The 21,326-nt window shown below is 68.6% G+C and carries 17 protein-coding genes and 1 tRNA gene; 13 read left to right on the forward strand and 5 right to left on the reverse strand.

What is annotated here, in order from left to right; genetic code table 11:
• Positions 1-5 precede the first annotated feature (5 nt).
• Entirely contained in the window at positions 6-932 is a 927-nt protein-coding gene (locus tag ACFV9H_RS34250) for a zeta toxin family protein (RefSeq protein ID WP_385406170.1), read from the forward strand.
• Between the two features lie 135 nt (positions 933-1,067).
• Here ACFV9H_RS34250 and ACFV9H_RS34255 read toward each other — a convergent pair whose 3' ends face one another.
• Entirely contained in the window at positions 1,068-1,694 is a 627-nt protein-coding gene (locus tag ACFV9H_RS34255; RefSeq protein WP_385406172.1) for an SLATT domain-containing protein, read from the reverse strand.
• Between the two features lie 289 nt (positions 1,695-1,983).
• The gene (locus ACFV9H_RS34260) at positions 1,984-4,674 is read right to left on the reverse strand and encodes an ATP/GTP-binding protein (protein WP_385406174.1); all 2,691 of its coding nucleotides are present in this window, start codon (positions 4,672-4,674) and stop codon (positions 1,984-1,986) included.
• Between the two features lie 324 nt (positions 4,675-4,998).
• Here ACFV9H_RS34260 and ACFV9H_RS34265 point away from each other — a divergent pair, with 324 nt between their 5' ends.
• The 7 genes from ACFV9H_RS34265 to ACFV9H_RS34295 all read left to right on the forward strand — a co-directional run bounded on the left by ACFV9H_RS34265 (position 4,999) and on the right by ACFV9H_RS34295 (position 10,475).
• Positions 4,999-5,547 (forward strand): hypothetical protein, encoded by a 549-nt coding sequence (locus ACFV9H_RS34265; protein ID WP_385406176.1) that lies wholly within the window; start codon positions 4,999-5,001, stop codon positions 5,545-5,547.
• A gap of 100 nt (positions 5,548-5,647) precedes the next feature.
• Positions 5,648-6,079 (forward strand): DUF5958 family protein, encoded by a 432-nt coding sequence (locus ACFV9H_RS34270; protein ID WP_385406179.1) that lies wholly within the window; start codon positions 5,648-5,650, stop codon positions 6,077-6,079.
• An 849-nt stretch (positions 6,080-6,928) separates the two neighbouring features.
• On the forward strand, positions 6,929-7,372 hold the full coding sequence (locus ACFV9H_RS34275; protein WP_385406182.1) for a hypothetical protein: 444 nt from the start codon (positions 6,929-6,931) through the stop codon (positions 7,370-7,372).
• Between the two features lie 73 nt (positions 7,373-7,445).
• Entirely contained in the window at positions 7,446-7,709 is a 264-nt protein-coding gene (locus tag ACFV9H_RS34280) for a hypothetical protein (protein WP_385406184.1), read from the forward strand.
• Positions 7,702-8,637, forward strand: coding sequence for an ABC transporter ATP-binding protein (locus tag ACFV9H_RS34285; protein WP_385406186.1), 936 nt, complete (start codon positions 7,702-7,704; stop codon positions 8,635-8,637). The genes ACFV9H_RS34280 and ACFV9H_RS34285 overlap by 8 nt, the downstream gene beginning before the upstream one ends.
• Positions 8,634-9,506 (forward strand): hypothetical protein, encoded by an 873-nt coding sequence (locus ACFV9H_RS34290; RefSeq protein ID WP_385406189.1) that lies wholly within the window; start codon positions 8,634-8,636, stop codon positions 9,504-9,506. Before ACFV9H_RS34285 ends, ACFV9H_RS34290 begins: the two co-directional genes overlap by 4 nt.
• A 282-nt stretch (positions 9,507-9,788) precedes the next feature.
• Positions 9,789-10,475, forward strand: a complete 687-nt coding sequence (locus ACFV9H_RS34295; protein ID WP_385406192.1) for a hypothetical protein — start codon at positions 9,789-9,791, stop codon at positions 10,473-10,475.
• Between the two features lie 680 nt (positions 10,476-11,155).
• Here the strand turns inward: ACFV9H_RS34295 and ACFV9H_RS34300 are convergent.
• Positions 11,156-12,082, reverse strand: a complete 927-nt coding sequence (locus tag ACFV9H_RS34300; RefSeq protein WP_385406195.1) for a hypothetical protein — start codon at positions 12,080-12,082, stop codon at positions 11,156-11,158.
• Positions 12,083-12,320: 238 nt separating this feature from the next.
• Here ACFV9H_RS34300 and ACFV9H_RS34305 point away from each other — a divergent pair, with 238 nt between their 5' ends.
• Positions 12,321-13,046, forward strand: a complete 726-nt coding sequence (locus ACFV9H_RS34305) for a hypothetical protein (RefSeq protein ID WP_385406197.1) — start codon at positions 12,321-12,323, stop codon at positions 13,044-13,046.
• 795 nt (positions 13,047-13,841) lie between these two features.
• On the opposite strand, the gene ACFV9H_RS34310 is transcribed toward ACFV9H_RS34305, so the two are convergent.
• The gene (locus tag ACFV9H_RS34310; protein WP_385406200.1) at positions 13,842-17,648 is read right to left on the reverse strand and encodes a hypothetical protein; all 3,807 of its coding nucleotides are present in this window, start codon (positions 17,646-17,648) and stop codon (positions 13,842-13,844) included.
• 136 nt (positions 17,649-17,784) lie between these two features.
• On the opposite strand from ACFV9H_RS34310, the gene ACFV9H_RS34315 reads away from it, so the two are divergent.
• The 4 genes from ACFV9H_RS34315 to ACFV9H_RS34330 all read left to right on the forward strand — a co-directional run bounded on the left by ACFV9H_RS34315 (position 17,785) and on the right by ACFV9H_RS34330 (position 20,311).
• Positions 17,785-17,976, forward strand: coding sequence for a hypothetical protein (locus tag ACFV9H_RS34315; protein ID WP_385406203.1), 192 nt, complete (start codon positions 17,785-17,787; stop codon positions 17,974-17,976).
• Positions 17,977-18,184: 208 nt separating this feature from the next.
• Positions 18,185-18,325 carry a hypothetical protein gene (locus tag ACFV9H_RS34320; protein WP_385406206.1) on the forward strand — a complete coding sequence of 47 codons (141 nt, stop codon included), beginning with the start codon at positions 18,185-18,187 and terminating at the stop codon, positions 18,323-18,325.
• Between the two features lie 788 nt (positions 18,326-19,113).
• Positions 19,114-19,830, forward strand: a complete 717-nt coding sequence (locus ACFV9H_RS34325) for a hypothetical protein (RefSeq protein ID WP_385406208.1) — start codon at positions 19,114-19,116, stop codon at positions 19,828-19,830.
• A 362-nt stretch (positions 19,831-20,192) separates the two neighbouring features.
• Positions 20,193-20,311, forward strand: a tRNA-Gly gene (locus tag ACFV9H_RS34330).
• Positions 20,312-20,424: 113 nt separating this feature from the next.
• Here ACFV9H_RS34330 and ACFV9H_RS34335 read toward each other — a convergent pair.
• Positions 20,425-21,291 (reverse strand): GyrI-like domain-containing protein, encoded by an 867-nt coding sequence (locus ACFV9H_RS34335; protein WP_385406213.1) that lies wholly within the window; start codon positions 21,289-21,291, stop codon positions 20,425-20,427.
• Positions 21,292-21,326 lie beyond the last annotated feature (35 nt).

Below are 21,326 nucleotides of genomic sequence, written 5' to 3' on the forward strand. Positions count from 1 at the left end.
TGCTCGTGCCGAGTCAGCCCAGCATGTCGGATACCCGACCTCCCCTGGCCATTCTTCAGGAGTCCTGTGTAACCGAGGCCAATCGGGACACCACACCGTGCGGATACCTGCCGTCCGAGACGATCCGGTCGATCTTCGATGCCGAGATCCCGTCCTCCTTCTTGGAGCCGGTGGTCCCGCGCGACAACCCCGGCGCGGACCTTCTCCTCGGACAGCCCGGCGCCGGCAAGTCGACGTTCGCGACCGGTGGCCGTTCGCCCTGGTACCGGCAGCGCTCACGCATTTGCACCGACGACTACAAACTGCTCCACCCCCAGTTCGAGGAGCTGGTCAGGGAGTGCCCCGAGGAAGTCGGACGGCTGGTCCGCGAGGTCATCCGCGCATGGCATCGGATGTCCGAAGAGTACGTGCGCAGCCGTCGGGGGGACGTCCTGATCGAAATGGCGCCCGGCTCCCCCGACGAATTCCTGCGGACGGCCCGGGACTTCCACGACGCCGGCTACACCGTCCGGGTGCTGCTTCTGGCGGTGCGCTCGGCCGACAGTCTGCAGGGCGCTGCCCTGCGTCACGCGCGGTTCTACGGGATGGGAGCCCCCGCGCAGATCACGAGCCGGGAATGCCATGACCTGTGCCACAAGGCCCTGGCCGATATCGCCGAGGGCATCGAGGGGGAGGACTGCGTCGACGCGATCGTCGTCAAGCGGCGCGACGGCGAGGTCGTTCACAAGGCTGCGCGCACGGAGGCGGGCGCCTGGGATCGGCTGGGGTGCGCAGCAGTGGTGAAGTCGGAGCATCTGCGGCTCTACAGCCCGGCGGAGGCAGCGCGATTCCTTCGGAATCAGGACCTGCTGCGGGACACAGTGCCCCACCGCGGCCAGGAGATCGCCGAGATCGACCGGCGTGCCGCTCCGTTCCTCCCCTTCACGGCCTGAGGAACCCTCACCGTCCGGAAAGCTGCCGATAGAGCTCCCGGTACTGGACCAGAAGACGTTCCACATCTTCGTCCCCGGCGTTGCGTACCTGCCCGAGTGCGGCCACACAGTCTCTCCGTGCGGTCTCCAGTTCCCTCAGACGTTCGGAATCGGGCATCGGAGCCTGTCGCTCCTCGTGAATCCGCGCCGAGTACCAGGCCGCGACAAGTCGGACCATTTCCAGGGCGACCTCGCGGGAGACTCCTCCCCAACCTCCGCCTTCCTCGGGCTGGGAAGAACCCACATCCTGGTCGGACACAGAACACCACCTCGGCTGCAGACCGCCTCATTCTGCAAAGAGAATGAACTCCTCACAAGCTGCTTCTGTTCCGCCGCGTCCGTCCGCGTGTCACCGGACGCGCTGAGTGAATCGGGCGAGGGCCTCCTGCTCCTGTCCTGACCTGAAGTCCTTGTAGTTGCCCACCCCGAGGGTGACGGCGTTCGCCCCTTCCTCGATCGCGTCGGCGTCTGCTGAAGGAAGTAGCTGCGTTCGCGGAACTTGTAGTAGCCGTTGATCATCGCGGCCACGGTGATGGCGAAGCTGATGAAGAGCAGAGTGATGCTCTGCCAGGTCAGCGCTTGCCCGGTATCGAGGGCGGCGATGGTTGTGGTGGAGGCGGATCCCACCATGATGAGGTTCTGCAAGCTGTTGTGGACTCTGCGGTACTTCCGTGAGTCGTGGCTGTACTTCTCGATGAGGCCTTGCACGTCCTCGCGGTACAAGCTGCGCTGCTCGGCGAGGCCAGGCCGGACCAAGGCACTGTAGAAGCGGAGCTCTTCACGCTGCTGGTCGAGGAGTTCTCCATGTCGTCGATGGAGCTGTCCTTCGGGATACGCCTGCCGGCGATCCCCGCGATGCCAAGCAATACAACCGCCATCGTGCCGCAGATAATTCGCGTAACGCCCGTTCCGCTGCGGACAGGCGGCGTGGTGCATCATCGTCGCTCTCTCGAGCCATGCTCTGCTGGCCTCCCTGCGCTGTCGGCCGGTCCGTCGTGGTGGAGGTCGCCGCCTACTCGGTCGCCTGGCGGGCCGCTCGTCCAGTGGCCACTCGATGCCAGCGAGCCCGAACCGTCTCCGGGGACTCGGCCCAACGCACCCTGGAGGCCGCGAGCGGGATGAGGCCGGCGAGGTGGTGGGCGATGTCGGAGTAGTAGGCATGGTCGCCGGCGTGGGTGAGCTCCTCGAGCCGGGCGATTGTCTCCCGGACGGCGGCTTCGTCACCTTGGGCGGCATGGTGGAACGCCACGGCGAGTTCCAGCAGGACGGCAACGCTCGTGATTCCTGCGGCGTCGATCTCGGTACGAAGGCGGACTGTCCGCTCACCGATGCCGGGGGTGCCCGCATCGCGGACGAGGGTGGCGACCTGAACTGTGAGGGCTGTGGCGCGCTGGTCGAGGCCGGTGAGGAGCTGTTCCGCGAGCGCGATCTCGTCGTCGGCGCGGGCTGGGTCGGTGAAGGAGAGCGTGAGGGCGAGGTGGGCTTGGGCGATGGCCTGCTCACCGATGTTCCCGTGCTGCTCGGCCTCGGTACGTGCGGCGGTGTAGGCGGTGGCGGCTTCGGCGAGGTTGCCGTGGGCGAAGTGGATGTCGCCCATGACTCGCCGGCCGCGGCCGGGCCAGCCGAGGGATTCGGCAGTGGCGAGTGCGGTGGGGAAGTCCCCGGTGGCGCGGGCGAGGTGCGCCAGTCCCCGGGCGGCATCGGGGGCGAGCCGGCCCTGGAGGTCGACCACCCGTTGCATGCCCTGCCGGGAGGCCTCGGTCTGGCCGAGATCCCGGTGGGCCTTGGCCCGGTAGTACAGGGCCATCTCGTTCAGTTCGGCGGGCAGCAGACCGCTGTCGAGGAGCGCGGTGAGGCGTTCGGCCGTACGTGCGCGGTGTTCGTGCTGGCGGCGGGCGAGCGCGGACAGGAGCTCGGCCAGCATGTCTGCGGGGGTGGCTGGTCCGGTGTCGCCGTTGTCAGGACGGGCGGGGAGGAGAAGGGGTTCCCAGACGTAGTCATCGGTGTAGGCGAAAGCTGCGCCGGTGAGCCAACCGAGATCGAGCCGGTGGTCACGGGCCAGGGCGAGGCCCTGGCGAAGGCAGCCGACGAGCAGGCGACGGTCCGGGCCGGAAGCCGAGGTCCATTGGTCGCCGATGGCGCTCAGGGCGCGTTCGGCGGCGGCCCGCCAGTCTGCCTCCGTCCAGCGGTCATCGGTGGCGTCGTCGGCAGTGCGGATGGTGGAGCGGATCAGGGCGTGCAGGTGGTACGGCCACAGGCCGAACGGGTTCTCGCGGACGAAGGGCCGCTCGGCGAGCCGGGCGGCCGCGGCCTGGTGGTTCAGACCCGCCGTCACGGTGGCCAGTTGCACGTCGAACGCGTCCAGCAGGCTGACGGAACGCAGGATGTGCCGCTCCTCGCCGGTGAGATCGGCGAGGGTCCGGGCGATCAGTGCCGGGAAGTCTGCGTCGAAGTCGGCCGGTACCGGGGTGCGGCCGGTCCGGCGCAGTTCAAGGAACCGCATGACGGCGAGGTCGAGGTAGAGGGGCAGGCCGTGGGAGCGCGAGGTGATGACAGCCCGCAGCTCCGCTCCGATCAGCGGCCGACCGTCACGGACCAGGCGCCGGGCGAGGTAGTCGTCACAGTCCTCCGGCGAGAAGTCCCCGACCAGGATCTGCCGTCCCGGCCGCGACCCGACGGTGCCGCGTGGGCCCGGGAGAGTGACATGAAGCGAGCCGGGGGTGGCGGCCAAGCCCGGCCAGGCGGTGGGTCCCGTGTAGTCGAGCTGACCCTGGAGAGCCGGATCGTCCCACTGAAGGCGGCCGCGGCCGGTGACGATGAAGAACGCGTTCGGCATCAGCCACACCACCCGCTGCAGCAGCCGCTCCAGGTCACGGTGCGTGCGGTCGCCCGTGTCCTCGAAGGTGTCCAGCAGCACGACCGGAACCACCGCGCGTTCGGCAGGCAGCTGGGCCAGCTCCCAGGCCAACAGGTGCGGGTAGTACGAGAGGGCATCGACGTCCGGGTCGGCATCCAGGAGGTCGGCCAGGCGGGCACAGCCCGCCAGGGCCCGAACGGTCTGCCGCCGCTCCCGCAGCGCCTGGGTGAGCGCGCCGGTGATCTGGCCGATGGCACCGCCGACGGTGCCGGGCAGCAGCAGGGCCTGGGCGACGTCGCCGAGCGCGGACTGTATCTGCTGCGGCAGCGCCTTGCCGAACCGGGCGGCGAGCCCGCCGCGGCGCAGGTACTCCTCCAGCGGCTCGCCCGGGTGCTGGGCCTCCCAGTAGCGGCGCAGTGCGATGTCGAAGGCAGGCAGTGGCCGGCCGAGGTGCGCGGCCAGAGCGAGGCGGATCGTGAGCACCACCCGCTCGAAGTCGGCGGCGGCGGAGCGTGCGAGGTCGATGCGTACCGGGAGCAGCACCGGCCGGTCGGGCCAGGACGGTTCACCCCACCGTGCGGGCCGCCCTTCGGCGCCGGTGAGGGCGGACTCAAGGGTGCGTGACAGCGTGGACTTGCCGATCCCGCCGACGCCGTGGAACACCAGCAGGTTGTCCCTCGGGGCCTCCAAGTCCTCGACGTCGAACCCGGGGGCGGTGACGCGGGCCAGGTGCTCTGAGAGCGCAGCCTGGACGTGCGCCCATTGGGCCTGTCGATTCGTGAACGCCTCGCCACCCTCCAGCTGCCGGTCGTTCGAGCTGAACAGCGCCCGCAGATCCTTGCCCATCACGCCCCCCGGGTGATCACGTGTATCCCCAACTTAAGGCCACGGCTGGGCTCGTGATGGTGCATCACGGGCATTGACCGGTAAGGAACGCCTACACAAGACAAGGCGACACTCCTGTCGGAACCCCTGTGGTCGCGAAACGCCCCCATCAGCACCGGTCACTCCGCGGCGGCGCTGAGTTTCTGCGTTCCCGTCGTGTTCACGAGTGCGGCACGGCTGACCGGCCGGGACGAACCATGTCACTGATCGTTTCCCAGCTCCGGACTCATCGCTCCCACCACCCACACAGGGCCGACTGTCAGCGGGTGCGTTTACGGTTCTGCCGTGCCGAACTCATACACGACCCTCTGGACCAACGCTCTCTGCCGAGAGCTTGAGCGATCCGGCTACGCCGGCCGGCGCCTGACCATGATGTTCGGCGGTCCACACCAGTCACTGCCGAGCTTCGAGCGGGCAGGTGTCCGGCCCGGCGACACGATCCATCCCGTCCGAGTTTTCCGCACACGTCTTCACGTACTGGGTGCGATGGAGGTGTCACAGATCATCCCGTACCAGGATGCCGGGGCCGAGCTCCATGACGACGATTACACGAAGCTTCTGGACTGGAGGCCGCTGAAGGCGGGCTGCGTTGCCGAGGTGGTGGTCGGGCCGCCTGGTTCTCCTCTCACGTTCGACACAGTCGTTCCCGCCGATCTTCTGGAACGTCTGACATTCACCTCTCGCCGGGGTGAGCGCAGGCTCAAATACGTCGAGGAAGGAAGACTGGTCCGATCCGTGAGCCTTCAGGGCATCTACCGGCTCGCCGCTGACTCCGCTGCCGAGCTCCACGGACTCGTCCTGGAGCACAGCCGGCGAGCGACTGCTGCACACTGATGACGGCCTCCCCAGAGGCTTGCCGGCGCTGTCGAGCACGTAGTCGTACCCAGATTGCACGAGGCCTCAAATCCGGTGGCCGGTCGGGATTGCGGTGACGTTGGATGGCCGAAGGAAGCAGCTGTCCATCGACGGGGTACGCGGCGTGAACGAGTGGGCCATCATGTTCAACGAGCTCGCCCAGGAGCTGCGACCGATGTCGGAGGGCATCGCGTGGTTCGAGGGACTTGCCCCGGAGGACCAGTTCGCCGTACTGCGGCTCTTGTCCCACTACTGCGTGCAAGCTCGCGCCACCACCGAGGACGGACCGGAGAGCATCCACCGTGCCGGGCTCCGCCCCACTCATACGCCCGCGGTTCTGATCAGACGCGGGCGGATCAACGAACAGCTGGGCAAGATCGCCGGCCTCGCTCCCCTCGACGAACGCCGGAAGGCATTCCGCCTGCTGGTCTCGGTCCTCGCGGTAGCCGACGGTCGACGCCGCGAACGCTACTGCTCCAACGGGTGTGGCCACGAGTGGCACAGGCTGTGATCAGGAGAGCTGCGCACTGTGTGAATAGACTCCGCAGCTGACGGGACCCGTCGCGATAGAGCGGATGGACGGATCCGCCGCAGCGCAGGCCGAGGCTGCGTTCAGGCTGATCCATGCCGAAGCGTTCGCCGAGCCTCCCAGGGGAATCGACAGCGTCAACGAGGCTGTTCGTGCGCCCCGCGACGACCTCTCCCGACGCCGATGGCGGCACCTCCGACCCCGGCCCCGATCCCGCCACACAGCCTTGCTTCTCCCGGAGTGGTACGCCCGGCCCCGGCAGGGAGGTGGTCGCCAAGCAAGTCGCCAAGTGCGATCCGAACCACTCGACGGAAGAGCTGAGGGATCCCGAACCGTTTCAGTCACGCAGGGAATGAAACACGTCGCCAGGCCGCTCTTTCTCGCCATTCCATTCGGCCTCCCGACATGAGCATCGACCGCCGATTCGACAAAATCCGTTGCCGCTTCAATCGAAGCAGGGGCGAATTGCTGGTTCCGGCCGTCAGCTACGGAAGAGTTGCCGGATTGTTTTGCGACAGGATGGCCGATACTGCCGACAGTTGGGGGCCGGCTGGAGCCATTGAGCTCGACAGGCAGATGTTTGAGCGGGTTTCAGCTCATGCCAGGCAAAGATTTCCGCGGCGTGTCGCCCATGACTTGATCACTGCTGGTCGACTGATCAAGCGGCAGAGCTGCGGGATACGTTCCTTGAGCACGCCCCGGCCAGACCAACCGGGTCGGTATACGGGGAAAATTCAACGGGGAAGAAGACGGCGAGGCGCGGGTTTTGCTTGGAACCATCGCCCGTGCTTCTGCATGTCTTCTTCCCCGGCTACGCACCTAGGAGTGTACGTGAAGCGCACTACTCTGCGCGCTGCCGGCGTCTCGGCGCTCGCCGCTGTTGCCTTCGGGATAGCCGCACCCGCGGCGAGCGCTGCCACTTCGGCGCCGGTCCGGACCGTCTCGGTGGTTCAGACTGCCGATGTCCAGCAGTCGACAGGCTCGCTGTCGCTGTCCACTGCCGGCGTGACCACGGTTCCGTCCGTGGGCGGCCCCTCGAACGGTGAGGCGTCCGAGGCCGGCGCGAGCAACGCGGTCAAGGCCGCGTGGGAGGCAATCAAGAGGGCCGGCCTGGCGAAGAAGGCATGGGAGGCGGCCAAGAAGGGCGCCACCGGCTTCATGGACTGGGTCAACGGTCTGTCGAACTGGAACCCGGTGAAGTGGGTCATCAAGGCCCTGCCGGGTGTCGCGGTGCAGGAGCTGATCACTTACATCCTGCACAACTACACCGGCTGATCTACTCCTTGCCCGCCGGGTGGGCGACTCTCCATCCGGCGGGCAAGGCCTGCCCCTTTTGAAAGGTGAACGCGTGGCTCTGACCCGTGAGACAGTCGTGCGCAATCTGTGGGCGTCTTCGGCGCTGTTCGTCGCCGCGGCCTTCATTTCCTTCGTCGTGGTGCGTTCGGACGCGGCGATCCGTGTCGGCTGGATGCTCTACTTCGCGGGCTGGCTGCCACCGCTCGCGGCACTGGCCATCTGCGCGGCCCGCAGGGACAGCCCGGGCGTCGGAGGAGTCTTCGCACTGGTCGTGCTCGTCGGGTTCGGTCTCCTGTTCTGGCTCAACCATGCCTGACCGACCCGGCCCCGCCGCACCGGACACCGTCAGGCCCGACGCTGTGCGTGCCGAGGGCCTGACGTGGCGGCACAGGGGCAAGCGGATCGTCGACGACGTCCACCTGAACGTGCCTGCGGGGGTGGTCACCGGATTCCTCGGGGCGAACGGCGCGGGGAAGACAACCACGCTGCGCCTGATGCTCGGACTGATAGCCGGCCAGGGAAGCACCACGTACTTCGGGCGTCCCCTGGCGCAGTGGCGGGACCCGGCCAAGGTCGTCGGCGTGGTGATGGGGGGTGTGGCAGGGCACCCCCGGCACACCCTCACCGCACATCTGCGTATGGTCGCGGCCGGCGCCGGAGTACCGGACAGTCGTGTGCGGGAAGTCATCGAACGGGTGGGCCTCACCGCCACCGCGGACAAGCGCCTCGAAGCACTGTCGTTGGGCATGGCGCAGCGCGCCGGAATCGCGCAGGCACTGCTGGGCGATCCCGCTGTGTTCTTCCTGGACGAACCGGCCAACGGCCTCGACCCCCACTCGATTCGCTGGCTGCGCGACACGCTCAGGCAGCTGGCGGACGAAGGAAAGGCGGTGCTGGTCTCCAGCCACCTGCTCGCCGAGATGCAACAGCTCGCCGACCGGGTCGTGGTCCTCGCCCGAGGACGCGTCGTGGCGGAGACCTCGATCGACGACCTGGCCCGCCTCGGAGCCGAGGTCACCGTCCAGAGCCCTCGCGTCGACGAACTCGCAGAGCCCGTGGAACACCTGGGCGGCACGTTCCAGCTCCTCGACCAGGGCAGAGCCAAGGTCCGGGGCGTCAGCCGGTTCCAGATCGGTGACCTCGCTGCCGACCGGGGCATCCCCGTCCACTGGCTCGACGAACGGGCGCCCTCCCTTGAGGACTACTACCTGTCGGTGGCCGAAGAGGAGTTCCGTATCTCATGAGCCCGACGATGCCGACCCTGGACAGAACCTTCACCCCAGCCACCCGTGCCACCGCACTGCGGCGTGCGGTGCGCTACGAGTGGCGCCACGTCTCGGCTCTTCGTTCCACGTGGATTCTCCTGGGAGCCATCGCGGCACTGAGCCTGATGGCCGGCGTGACCGCGCCCATCGGCCTGAAATCCGGCATGGCCCCGTCCTCCTGGTCGATGGTGACCGCCTTCCAGATGGACGCCATTTCCATGCAGATACCGCTCAGCGCCCTCCTCCTCCTGCCTCTGGCAACCGGTCCGGTCGCAACGGAGTTCTCACGTGGAGCAGCCCGTACGACATGGCTAACCCTGGCCGGCCGCCGCACCGCGTTCGCGGCCAAACTCATGGTCGGCGGGACACTGGGAGCACTGAGCGCACTGGGCGGAACGGTGCTGGTCGCCACGTCCGCAACGGTTGCCTTGGCGGTGAGTGGGAAAACGCAACCTCAGTGGGTGCAAACTCTTCCCGGACTCCTCGGATACACACTCTTCATGACCTGCTGGCCCGTGATCGCGGCCTCAGTCGTCGCCCTGGTCCGCAACCGTGTCGCCGCCGCACTTCTTCTGGTCCTGTGGCCGCTGCTCGGCGAACGTGTCGCAGGGATCCTGCTGCGCCTCGCACCCGGTTTTGAAGCCCTCGCGGGCAGGCTTCCCTTCGGAGCCGGCCGGGCAGCAATGGCGGCAGGCGTCGACAGGCTGCCCGAGGCAGACCGCGCCCTCGTGGAAGCCTTCGTCGGGAGTGACCTCTCAACCGGTACAGGAACTGCGGTATTCATCGGTTTCACGACCGTGATGGCGGCCCTCGGCGCGTGGTCATACGTCAAGAGAGACGCACGCTAGGGGTCGCCGACGGCATCGTGGCCGACTGACGCCGCCAGTTGGGCTGGAGTGCACAGACGAGATGCCCGGACCGCTTCAGCGTTCCGGGCATCATGCGTGAGCGGCACACTTCCGGCCTCGGTACTGCGAGTATCGGGAAGAAGGATCATGAGCCAGGGGGATGAGAGTGAGCAGGATGCCGGACACGCAGGGTGGGCAGTCAGCGGCGCGCGGACGAGGGGGAACCGACCTGACATTGAGTTTCGGCCCGTGCGCAACGGGATGGACCATCTCCTTAGTGCGGTGACGTACTTGACCGAGGGGCATCAGCCGCCCGGCGACCGGGACCTTAAGTACGCGGTCCTGCACCTGCACGCCGCCACGGAGGTACTGCTCAAAGCTCGCCTCGTCCGTGAGCACTGGAGTCTGGTCTTCAGCGACCTGCGCCAAGCGACGGAGAGCAAGTTCCGCGAAGGCGACTTCGCCAGCGTGACCTTGGACGCAACCATGGATCGCCTGCGCGACATCGTCGGCCTCGACATCGGTGAAGCGAACCGCACAGCCCTCATCAGACTGACCCGGACCCGCAACGCACTCACCCACTACGGGCACACGGCGCCGGCATACGCGATCGAGACTCAGATCACGCGGGTGCTCGGTTTCCTCCTCGACTTCATCCCGACACACCTCTATGACCCCCGGTCCCCCAGCCAGTTCGGCGCCGAGTACATGGAGAACATGGAGCGCATCCGGGAGCGGCTGGGCCGCATCGACTCGTTGGTCAAGGATCGGATGGGCGATGTCAACGCCGCGCTCCAGGGCATGGCTCACCGCACGGTTCTGTGCCCGCACTGCCGGCAGTACGCCGTGGTGATCCCGCAGGAAGACCACGACCGCATAGAGGGACTTCGTCCCGGAGCCGGAGCTGCACTGCCGCTTCTGTACCGCTCAGTGGCCCTCGGCCGAGCTGGCACGGCTCTACGTGCTTGAGGTCGTCGGCCCGGACGACGCACAGCGGGCGATGGCGTACAGCCCGTCGATGTCGGCGCCGACGGCCTGGCCGCGGCCGCGACGTTCCCGGCCTGCAGGAGCTTGACCTCCAGCCCGGTCAGGGCTTTGCGGGCTTCGGCCTGGTCGTCACCGCTGACGGAGGACCCGCGCTCGCGCAGGCCGACGACGACCGCGGCCAGGAGGGTGCTGGCGGATTCGGCGTGCGCACCCTGTGGGACGGGCAGACTTCGCGCCACGGCGCCCAGAGCGCCACCGCGCCCGAGACCCTGGAAGCCGCCAGGGGGGAAGTCCACCTTGCCGCTGCCCTGGTGCAGTGGTTCGTCTCGGGAGCAGTGATCCGCACGCCCTGATTGGCTCGTGCAAGGCCGCGATGGGTTCTTCGACGCCGACCTGCTCGTCGTCGTCCCGACGGCAAGGCGGTGTCCGTGCTGCTCCTCGGCCAGTATGCGTTCTTCCGACCACAGGAGGCCCGGCGCCGGCCGCTGCGCGAACCGTTGGTCGGCGAAGACGACAGCTAGCGATAGGGGCGCCGGCCAGACGGCTACCCGGCCGCCCTCGACGCCGGCCGGGTACTGGGAGCGATGACCGGCAGCACGGAAACGGCGGCGATGCCGACGAAGGAGTCGGGGGAGACCCGTCCGACAGGCGGCAACGTCCTGTCAGGCGGATCGCTCGGCACCGTAGTAGCCGTGGCGCATCCGGAACCTCATGGGGTCGGTGCCGTCCGCTTGGATGTGCCCGATCAGCATCGACCGCAGCGGCTCGGGCAGCTGCTTGCCGTGCGCTCCGGTCCATTCGAGAGAACCGAAGAGTTGGGCCGCGCCGTCAAGTTGGGCCGGGCTCAGCGGACGGGCGGCGAGTGCGGCGAGGATGAGGTCGGGATCTTCGGCGAGCAGCTGCTGCTCGACGGCCATGTCGTACCACTTCAGGCCACCGGTGGACTCCCTGGCGGGAACCCCGGCCCATGCCAGCAGGACGCGGATCCGCTCGATCCCGTCGGGATAGCCATCTTGGACGAGCGCGGCGAGCCGAGCCTTCGCGTCGCGAAGTCGACCTGACCAGGCTTCCAGGTCACGCCCCGGCGGGTCGAAGACATCCATGGCCGCGTCACGCAGCCCGGCGGGCGCGGCCTGGAGCCAGCGCAGCCGACGCCGGTCTTCCTCAGCCTCTTGCACGGCCAGCCCCGCCTGAACCTCCCGAGATCCGGTCAGGCCTCGCTCCGCCAGCCACTCGGTGAGTGCCGGACCATCTCGCAGGTCGGCATCACAGTCGCCGATCCCTCGAAGGCCGGATTGGTGGTGCAGCGTCCAGCAGGCGATCAGCTCGCCCTTGACGTCGTGAACCACGATCGTCGGCCAGCCGTTGCACCGGCACCGGTCGCCAGTACCACCGTCCACAATGGCCAGCAGTTGGGCCAAGTCGGCGATCTCAGTACCGGTCACCACGATCCGCGCCACCTCGGCGGAGTCCGCCTCGTCAGGAGATCCCTCAGCGATCACGACGCGCTCAGCACGGTTCAGTACATCGCGGAGACGCGCTGTAGTCGGAGCGCCCTCATCCATGCCCATCGTTCCCTCGTAGATCACGTCCGCGAGGATATCGGCGCCGTTCCAGTGGCGGCCCGCAAGCTTCGCTGGACCAGCTTCAACAAACCATGGCGGGCTCAAGCGGTCAGCGCATCACCGCTGTTCAAGTGGTCATAGTAGATCTCTGCCGAGCTGCGGTAGCCGTGCATTTTGCCGGCCTTGGTACTGGTGGGCTCGCGTATTCAACCGTCGCGAGTTGATCAACCCGACTCCAATACTGCTACGGAGCGTGACATCCTTGGGGGAGATTCTGGGTGTCAGAGGCATCCGGTTGGATGAGCACGTGACTGTCTATGACGTAGCTCGCCGGCTCCCTTCAATCGCCGACCTGCGGAACCTGTGCCGCTCACTGGCGATGCTCGATGCGATCTTGAGCCCGGACTGGGAAGGCCGGTACTACTCCTTCAATGCCGACTGGGCCGACGGCGAGGAGATGGCGTCGATGCGCAACGGGTCGGGGAACGAGTACTCCATTGTGTTCTCGGCGGCCGGGGCCTATGTCCGTGGCTTCGACCACGAAGCACCGATGAGCCCATATGGCAACGATGGCGAGCCCTGGCCGGGAGTGATCGACGAGGTTCCGGAGGTCTTCAAGCTCTTCGTCGAAGAGCCGGCGTTCACCGACGAGGACGACGTTCCCGTCGTGACGGCCTGCCTGTGGCGGGAGGCGACGGATGATCGGTGGCGGCACGGCGTAATCGACTTCCCCGCCGGGTGTTCCGACCCCGATGGGGCAACGGGGCCGTTCGAGCTCCTGGTCGACCGTTCACCGGAAACATTCCAGCGCTTCGCCGAGGACTACTACGAGGTTCCCGTGGACCTGGAAGCGGTGCGCAACGTGTATGCCCTGCGGCCGCTGAGCCAGAAGCTCGTGTCATCGCTGAACTCGGAAGTCACCCTCGCAGACCTGGCCGAGGACATCGCCGAGATCGGCTACCCGCAGGTGGTCCGAGACGTGATCTGAGCTTCAACCGTCGGTGAGTCGATGGGGAGTCCAGCCGGATGGTGACCTTAGGTGGTCGCCTGCGGCATATCAGCTCCAGGTCGCCGCTCTCTTTGAGGAGGCGGCTGGTGGTCTTGTCGTGGTAGCCGAGGACTTCCCGACGACGGGGGCGGGAATTTCGAGGAGTTGTTGCCGGATGGCGGCGCCGCGGGCGGCTGAGACCGGGACACCGATCTCGCCTAGGAGTGCGGACATGTGGTCGGGACGGGCGTCGGCCGGCCCGACCGCCGGGAAAGAGCCGGCGCAAGGCCTGGTTGGTAGCGGTGTTCATGGTGTCGCGGTCCGCGATGTGCTCGGTGCCTACATGCGTGCGTGCCCGCCGCGCCTCTTCGCCTCCGAGTAGGCGTTCGCGGACCAACTGCTGGAGGCACGGCCGCGCGTACCGTGGCTGACGGACGTCGTCCAGCTCGACCGCGGCCTTCTCCGCGTAGGACTGGACGGCTCACCCTGCACCGTGGGCTCCGCACCAATCCCACCGCGCTGCTGACGGATCTCGGAGCCGGGCGCCTAGCGGTGGGCCATCATGACCCCCGCGTCCATGCGACCCATGCCGGGGTCGGACCACCCCAGCCCTTCGGGAACGGAGTCCTGGGGCGGGAAACAGCCGGGGCCGTTGACCGTCGCGGAGAACGGCGGGGTTCATCCCCGCGAGGGCAGGGAGCATCCGCTGGAGACCTTCAACCTGAAGACCAACGGAGGGCCATCCCCTCATGTCCGGGGATCAAGCTTGCCGGCCTCGAGACTACGCCGGTCCGGTCACCTTGCGGCCGCCGCGCCTCCCACGTCTCCCGCGGCGCGGGCGTGGACAAGCGCGATGTCCCGGACGCGCGCGACCGCTTCGGGTTCGACCTGGGCCAGGACCGGCAGGGCGTGGTACCAGCCCACGGTGTTCAGGATCTGGTGGAGGAACCCAGTGGCCGCCCGCTCGTCGGCCGATGCGTGTGGGGTGATGTCCAGGGCCAGGTGCTCGATGGTGCGGGTGAAGGGGTCCGGCTGCGCGGCGGGTTCAATCGCTGGGAGGGGGCGGACCTGGACCCGGGCGAGGTGACCCGCCACCGCGGCGAGCGCGGCCGCTCGGGTCCGCGGGTCGGTGAGGCGCTCGGCCACCGTGCGGGCCGCCTCGATGTCGCCCCGCGCCGCGTGGACCACCGCGAGGGCGGCCGTGGGAAAGTGCTCGTGCCCGCGGTTCGCCAGGTCGCTGGTCAGCCAGTCCAGCTGCCGGCCGGGCTCCTCCCCCGCGCCGATGCGCAGGAGGGCGTGAACCAGGACCGTTTCGGGCAGCCAGGTCTTCGGGTCCTTCCTGTCCGCGTACGCGATCCCTGCCTCCTTCACCTCGTGGAGGAGCCGGTCGTACGGGTGCTCGCCGTCGGCCGCAGCCGCAGCCACGGCCGGAAGGAGGCCGGCGAAGCGGGCCAGCAAGGTGAACATCCCTTGTGGTGATTGCCTGCCGGCGTACAGATCCTCGAGGAGCGGGAAGAGCAGCTCGCCCGACCTCCGCGGATCGCGCTCCGCGAGCCCTGCGGCCACGGCGATGCGGGCCAGCCGGTCGGCCTGCTTCCATGCCGCCTTCTTGCTGCGGTCCGTGGGCACCATGTGCCGGCGGATGAGGTCCTCCGCGGCCTCCCCCTCTCCCGCGCAGGCCAGCGCCTGCGCGGCGTGCGCCCAGGCGCCGCCGGGGGCAGATCCGGCGGTGGCCTGCGCCGCCTGCTGCGCGCGCCTGCGTGCATCGCCGACCAGCCCGAGATCCGCGTACGCCAAGGCCATGGCGGCGTACGCACGCGCCCGGTCGGCCGGATCCTGCCGCGGGTCGAGCAGTGGCTCGGCATCCTCTGCGGCGTCGATCCGTACGAGTGCTCCGACCAGTGACGGGAGCCACCGGGGCGCGCGGCCCGTGCCCGGGCCTGCCGCCGGCAGCAGGGCGAGGGCCTCGTCCAAGCGGCTTTTCGCCTCGCTGTCGTTGCCGAGGTCCGCCAACCGAAAGGCTTCGTCGGCCAGTCGTTCGGCCTCGGAGTCGGCTCCCTCTTCGTCCTCGTCTACATCTACGTCCATGCCATTGAGGTGTTCGGACCGGTCTCCCGGCCCTCCGGGGATCGACTGGTCCAGCGCCTCCAGGAGGCGCCGGACCTGTTCCGCGGGCTTCCCGGTGTCGGTGAGTGCCTGGGCGAGCCGAGCGAGGGTGTGTCGGAAGCCGAACTCCAGGTGGAAGGCGTCCGTCGCCGACAGCGGCGTGGCACCGGTGACGAGCACCGCCTCGACGTGTCGGTGGGCCAGGTTCGCGAGGCTCGTGGCGTCCTCCGGCCGGGCCTGTGCCAATGCCGAGGCCGCGCCGGCCAACACGGAGACGTTCTCCAGTCTCGGCACCACATCCCATACTGCGCGGGCGTGCTCCAGGATGCGGTCGAGGAGCCGGTCCGCGCGGTCGGCGGCCACGGTCACGACGGCTTCCCAGATCTGGACGGCTACGGCACTCCCGTCCCGCGGCTCCTCGGCCAGGTCCGCGGCCTCCTCTTCCAGTTCGTCCAGCAGTCCCGCGGCAGACACCGGGTGGTCCGGCGCCAGCAGGCGGGCTGCCTCCGCCCATGCCTCGTACCTGGCCGTGCTCGACCCGTGGGTCGCGCGGAGCACCTCCAGGCCCGCTGCCTCCTGGTTCGTGGTCAGCAGGGCGAGCGCGGCCTGGCCGGCAGCCGCCTCCGCCTCGTTGCGTGCGTACCCGAAGGGGCCGACCTGGCGAAGGTCCGTACGCGCCCACTCCCCCGCCTCCCGCGCGGCATCGCCGGCCTCCTCGTGTCCCATGTCCACCAGTACGCGGGCCACGTCGGCGAAGGCCAACGCCTTCGCCGCGGCATACGGGGAGGCCCCCGCGAGCGCCCTGGCCCGCCGGACGTCACCGCGCCGGGCAACCGTCCGCGCGACGGATCGAGGCAGCGGCCGCGAGTGCCGGAGAAGCCACTCCCGGGACATGCCCGCGCTCGCCGCTGTGACCAGGCTCGGCGGCGTGCGGTCGGCATCGGGCGGAGCGACCAGGGCGAGATCGGCGAGAGCGACGTCCGGTCCGGAGCGCTGGACGAGGCGGAGCTGGCGCCGCGGGTCGAGAACGAGGTCTGCGAGCCGGTCGGGGTCCCCGCTGTGCCGCACGAGCCGCGTGTAGCCCGTGAGCAGGTAGTTGGGGGTGTCCTCGGGCCAGCCCTCGGCCCGGTAGTCGTCGGCCCAGGCGTGCAGGCGCCGTTTGTACTTGGCGAGCTCGGCCTTGCCGAGTGCTTCGGAGGCGGCCCGGTGCAGCTCCTCGTGTGCCAGTACGAACGTACGTCGGCCGGCGTCGGCGGCGGCGGCCTGAGCCTGCGCGCCCAGCGTGAGGTGGTCGGTGTCGGTGGGTGCCATGTTGCGGCCGACGACCCTGCGGAGCCTCTTCTGGACGTCGTGCGGCCGGACGCCGGCGAGTGCGGCCATGTCGTCGCCGGTGAGAGCCCCTTGGGCGACGACAAGCAGGCCGAGGAGTTGGGAGCCGATGCGCTCGTCGTCCAGCAGGGCGTCCAGCTCCTGCAGCGCGGTGTCCCTGATGACGTGGGCGGCGGGCGAGTCGGCCAGACGGCGGACGATGCCACGGTCCCGTAGCGGGTGGCCGTCGGCGACGTCCTGCGGGACCTGCGGGTGTGCGCGCCCGGACACGAGGACGCGCATGCCGTGCGGGGGTTGCTTGGGCAGGAGCGCGGCGATGCTCAGGCCGCCCGGACCTGCGTCCGCGTCCTCGTCGAGGCCGTCGACGATCATCAGCAGGCGCCGGTGGCGGCCTGCGCTGGCCTTCGCAGCCTCTTCGTACAGCGCGGGCAGGGCCTCCGGCCGCCCGCGTTCCGTCGCCTTGAGCTTCCGGCCGGCGACGGAGGCGAGCTGGTCTCCGACCGCCGAGAGGAAGTCTTCGCGCCGGTTGGTGCCGAGGCGCCCGGCGATGAAGTGGTGAACGGCATCGACGCCGGCGGGAAGGCGGCGCGTGGCGAACCAGGCGAGCAGGGCCGTCTTGCCGGCCCAGGCGTCCGCCTGCCACCACACGTAGGCGGGGCCTCCGTCCGGGGCCGCGGCGAAGGCCGACAGTAGGCCCAGTTCCTCGTCACGGCCGACGAACTCGTGTGGCAGAACGTCCTGGAGGGCCTGGGACGGAACTCCGAACAGGCGGCCGGGCGAGGCGGCGTGGACGCGACGGCCACGGCCTCCCTGCCCGCTCTTCCGCACGGCCTGGGCCGCGGAGAGCCTGGTCTCCCACGTCTCCGTGCAGGTCCTCTGGTGGTCCTTGGAGCGCTCGGCGGCCCGGCTTTCCAGTAAGGGGATCAGCAGGTTCAGCACGTAGCGGACGTGACGCTGCTGTGTGGGGACCGAGGGGCCGGTGAGCCATGCGCTGAGGGTGGAGTCCGCCACCTTGAAGCCGTGGGGTTCACCGATGCTGACGAGGTCTCTGAGCGTCAACGTCTTTCCCCCGCCCGCGGCGGCGTACAGCGCTCGCAGCTCCGCCGAGAAGCCGGGCACCTGACCACCGGTCTCCCCGCCGTCGGCGGACAACTTCTCCGGAAGCATTCTTTTCGCCTCTCTGACCTGCACAAATACATCTGCTCTGACTCTCCGGACATCGCCGGAAGACCTTCGGACGGTGGATACCTGTGGCACCCCGCCAGGCGGACGAACCGCCGGGCGACGACTTGAGGAGATCCCCATGTCCGTTCTGCTGTCTGTCCTGCAGTCCGTGTTCCAGGACGCAGCCACCCTGACCGCGGCCACCGGCCTCGCCTTCACCAGCGCCGTCGTCACCGTGGCCGCGTCCTCCGTACTCTCCCGCAACCCGCAGCGACGCCGCGACGCCCGCGCGACGTTGACGATCCTGATGCGGCGCAACGGGCGGAAGTGACTCCGGCAGGGAGCACCGACACCTCCGAGCTGGTAGGCCTACTCAGAAGTGTTCGCTCCCGGCTGGGAGTTGAGATTTGGGTCAAGTCGCCTACGCAGCAGCGCTGTTCGTGGTTCCCTTGGGAACGTGAACCTCACTGAGGGGGTCCCTGCGCCGACACGTCCTTCCCACTTCCGGGAAGGGCTTTTCGGTGCAGGAGGCATCCAGGATGAAGGTTTGCTTACGGGAGAGGTTGCGGAAGCCCGAGGTACGTCGGCTTGCGCTGACTGGTGTCACATGGCTGCTGGCGCTCGTCGTCGCGGGGTTCATCGCCGCGCTGACGGCCAAGGTCGTCGACACCATGTGGTGACGGCTGCTACTCGGCGCGCTCTAAACGCCGAGGAGCAGCCATCGTCGCCCCTCTGACCGGGCCCCTGCCCCGTTGCTGCGGGTCGGGGGCCAATCCCAGGAAAGGGACGCTCCCATAGCAAGCCCGGAGCTGCCACCAGCAGAGTCCGAGCGAGCTCGTAAGCACCTTCCAGCCTAGGACGGACCGATGACCTACGGGTACGGTTCCTTGAGGTGGGTGCCGGCTGCGCGTACTGGCCACGCCCCCCGGCTGGCGCTAACCTCGGGTCCGCAGTCCTCCCTGCAAGCGGGGGATGGCCTGTCGGAAGTGTTCGCACCGCACGTCCTTCTTCCCCGCCTGCGCGGGAATGACCCGTCAGATGTGTTCGCCCTGGGCCTCCAGCCAAGCCCCGCGCGCGCGGGGATGGCCCTCGTTAAGAGCAGACACAACCCGGCCCCTGCATGCGCGGGGATGCACCCGGCCATCCGGACAGGACGTGTTCGCTGTCCGACCTCACCAGCCGCGTCCTGTCGGCCGGCAGGAAGGCATCAGTCGATCCAGAGGAGCATGCCGTCACCGTGGGGGCCTTCCTCAAGGCATGAGCGGCGTACGGTGGCGTGAGCTGATGGATGCCTCCGGATCCCTGCAGGAGTCGTGGACTTCACCGCCCAGTGATCACACCTTACGATCACGCCCATGTCGACCACGCCGTCCTCTACTCCCATCCTGCGCGGCCACAAAGGAGCCGTACTGCGTCAGAGGACGGGGCGCTGACACTGCGCGGCAGGGACGAGGAGATACGGATCCCCTTGGAGGCCACTCGGGCTGTCCTGCCGGACGACCAGGCCGTCGCCGTCGAGCTGCGCGTACCGGAGGGTGCCCAGCCCGTGGTCCATCGGGGCGAGGGCGTCAGCGAGGCGGCTGTGAGCATGTTCGCCGCGGCGCTGGACGAGGCCTTGGCCGAGTTGCCGGAGTCCGACCCGTCCTTTGACGGCGCCGCACTCGTCACCACGCGCTCTCTGCGTCCCCCTCGTACTCCCCTCAGCGCCGGCGAGAAGGCCAAGGGCCTGGCGTGGGCCGTGGTCGCCTTCGGCCCAGGTCTCACGGGACTCATCGCCATGAGCGCATTGGTCATCATGCGGGGGGAGCCAGGAGCGCTCGTTCTCTCGGTCCTGCTGGGGATCGTGGCGCTGCTCCTCAACGTCGTGAGCGCCGTCACGATGGAGCGGGGTTACCAGATGTGGCGCCTGCCCCGGTACGGCATCACGGTGATGGCGGTGCGCACCAGCCCCTTCGGCAAGTCAGGGACGTACCAATACACGGACCAGAGCGGCGCATCCCACAACTACTCTCGGCGGGCATACGCGAGCGAGATCGAGATCAGCTACCACCCGGACGACCCCGGCACGAATGTCGGCGTCCACCCCGTCTTCGACCGTGTGCTGGTCGCGCTGTCGTCCCTGATCCTGTGGGGAGCAACCATCGGCCTCACCTACCTGATGATCGTCATGGGCCGCGCCGTATGACCGGCCACGAACATCCCCGTACGTGATCGCGCCTGACTCCCCGCATCCCGTGGCGGGCGCAGCTCTCGTCATGCCGGGCACAGCGACCGCGCCAAAGCAAGCCCCGAGTCGCTTCCAAACTCGTCGGCAAAGCCAGGGAGCAAGTAACCCGCCGGCAGTCTTCAGGGCTTCGCCGCAGCAGTCTTCTTCGGCTGGCGGGGCACGGTCTCCTCGCGGGTGGCCTTGTTCATGAGAACGGGCTCTGGCACAACTTCTGTGGACCCGTGGCAGCGGTTGCCGGTGTCCCGGATAAAGATTCGTCCCCAGAGAACGGGCTCTCTACCCTGTGTCGGAGCGGGAGTGCGCGCATTCCTGCAGGTTGCGGTGCCGTGGCAGAGCGGCCCATTGCGATCGACGTGGGCGAGGTCCCTCCCACGGCGACTGACGGAGACGGGGCGGACCTGCTCTCATCTGTCCGCGGGTTCAAATCCCGTCGGCACCGCAGCCGACCTGGACGTAGTCCAGCGCACGACACCCCACGTCGCGCCAGGTCCACAGAAGTCGTGCCAGAGCCCGTTCTCATGAACAAAGCCAGCCCGGGGGATGGCGCTGTGTTCAGCCGTGCTCGGGCTCCACCGGGAGCCACAGTTCGGCGTCGGCCTCGGTCTTCTCCGGCGACAGGTGGAAGCGCAGGATCTCAGGGCCGGTGCGGGTGCGGTACGGGTTCGACGGGAACCACTCGGTGAACACGTCCCGCCACAGCTCCTGGATGGCCTGTGGTGCCGGCCCGGAGGTGGTGAAGACCGCCCAGGTGCCGGCCGGGACGGCCAACGTGGTCGTGCCCTCCAGCGCGGCAGCGGAGGTGATCACGCCGTGGATGTAGTCGAGTTCAGTGCCCTCGACGCGGCTGGGGTCCATGCCGTCGCAGACCGCGACGATGCCGTGCGGCTCCTGGTCCGACAGTTTCTCCAGGCGCTCCAGGGTCTGCGGATCGATCCCACGGACAAAGTCCATGATCGCCTGGTTCGGTCCGGCATGCACCAGCGGTACCCGGGCCTTGAACCCGACGACGTTGAAGTCCGCCTTGTCCACGACGCGGTATCGCATACTGCTGCTCCCTTCGATGGTGAGGCGGAAAGCCATCCGGGACTGGGAGTTGAGCGCGGCGCCGGTACGCCGGGCCTCGCCCGGTCCGATGCCGTGCATGGCACGGAACGCCCGCGCGAACGCCTCGCCGGAGCCGTATCCATAACGCACCGCGATCTCCAGGAGCGTCTCACGTCCCGCGAGTACTTCGGCGCCCGCGAGGGTGAGCCGGCGGCGCCGGACGTACTCCGACAGGGGCATGCCCGCAAGCGCGGAGAACATCCGGCGCAGGTGGTGCTCCGAGGTGGCCGCGATGCGTGCCAGTTCCTCCACGTCGACGGTCTGGTCGAGATGGGATTCGATGTGCTCCATGGCCTGGTTCAGCCGCTCCAGCATGCCCGGCCTCCTTCCGGGGGGGGTCGACTTTTGTC

This window comes from Streptomyces sp. NPDC059874, from assembly GCF_042731135.1.
Lineage (GTDB): Bacteria > Actinomycetota > Actinomycetes > Streptomycetales > Streptomycetaceae > Streptomyces.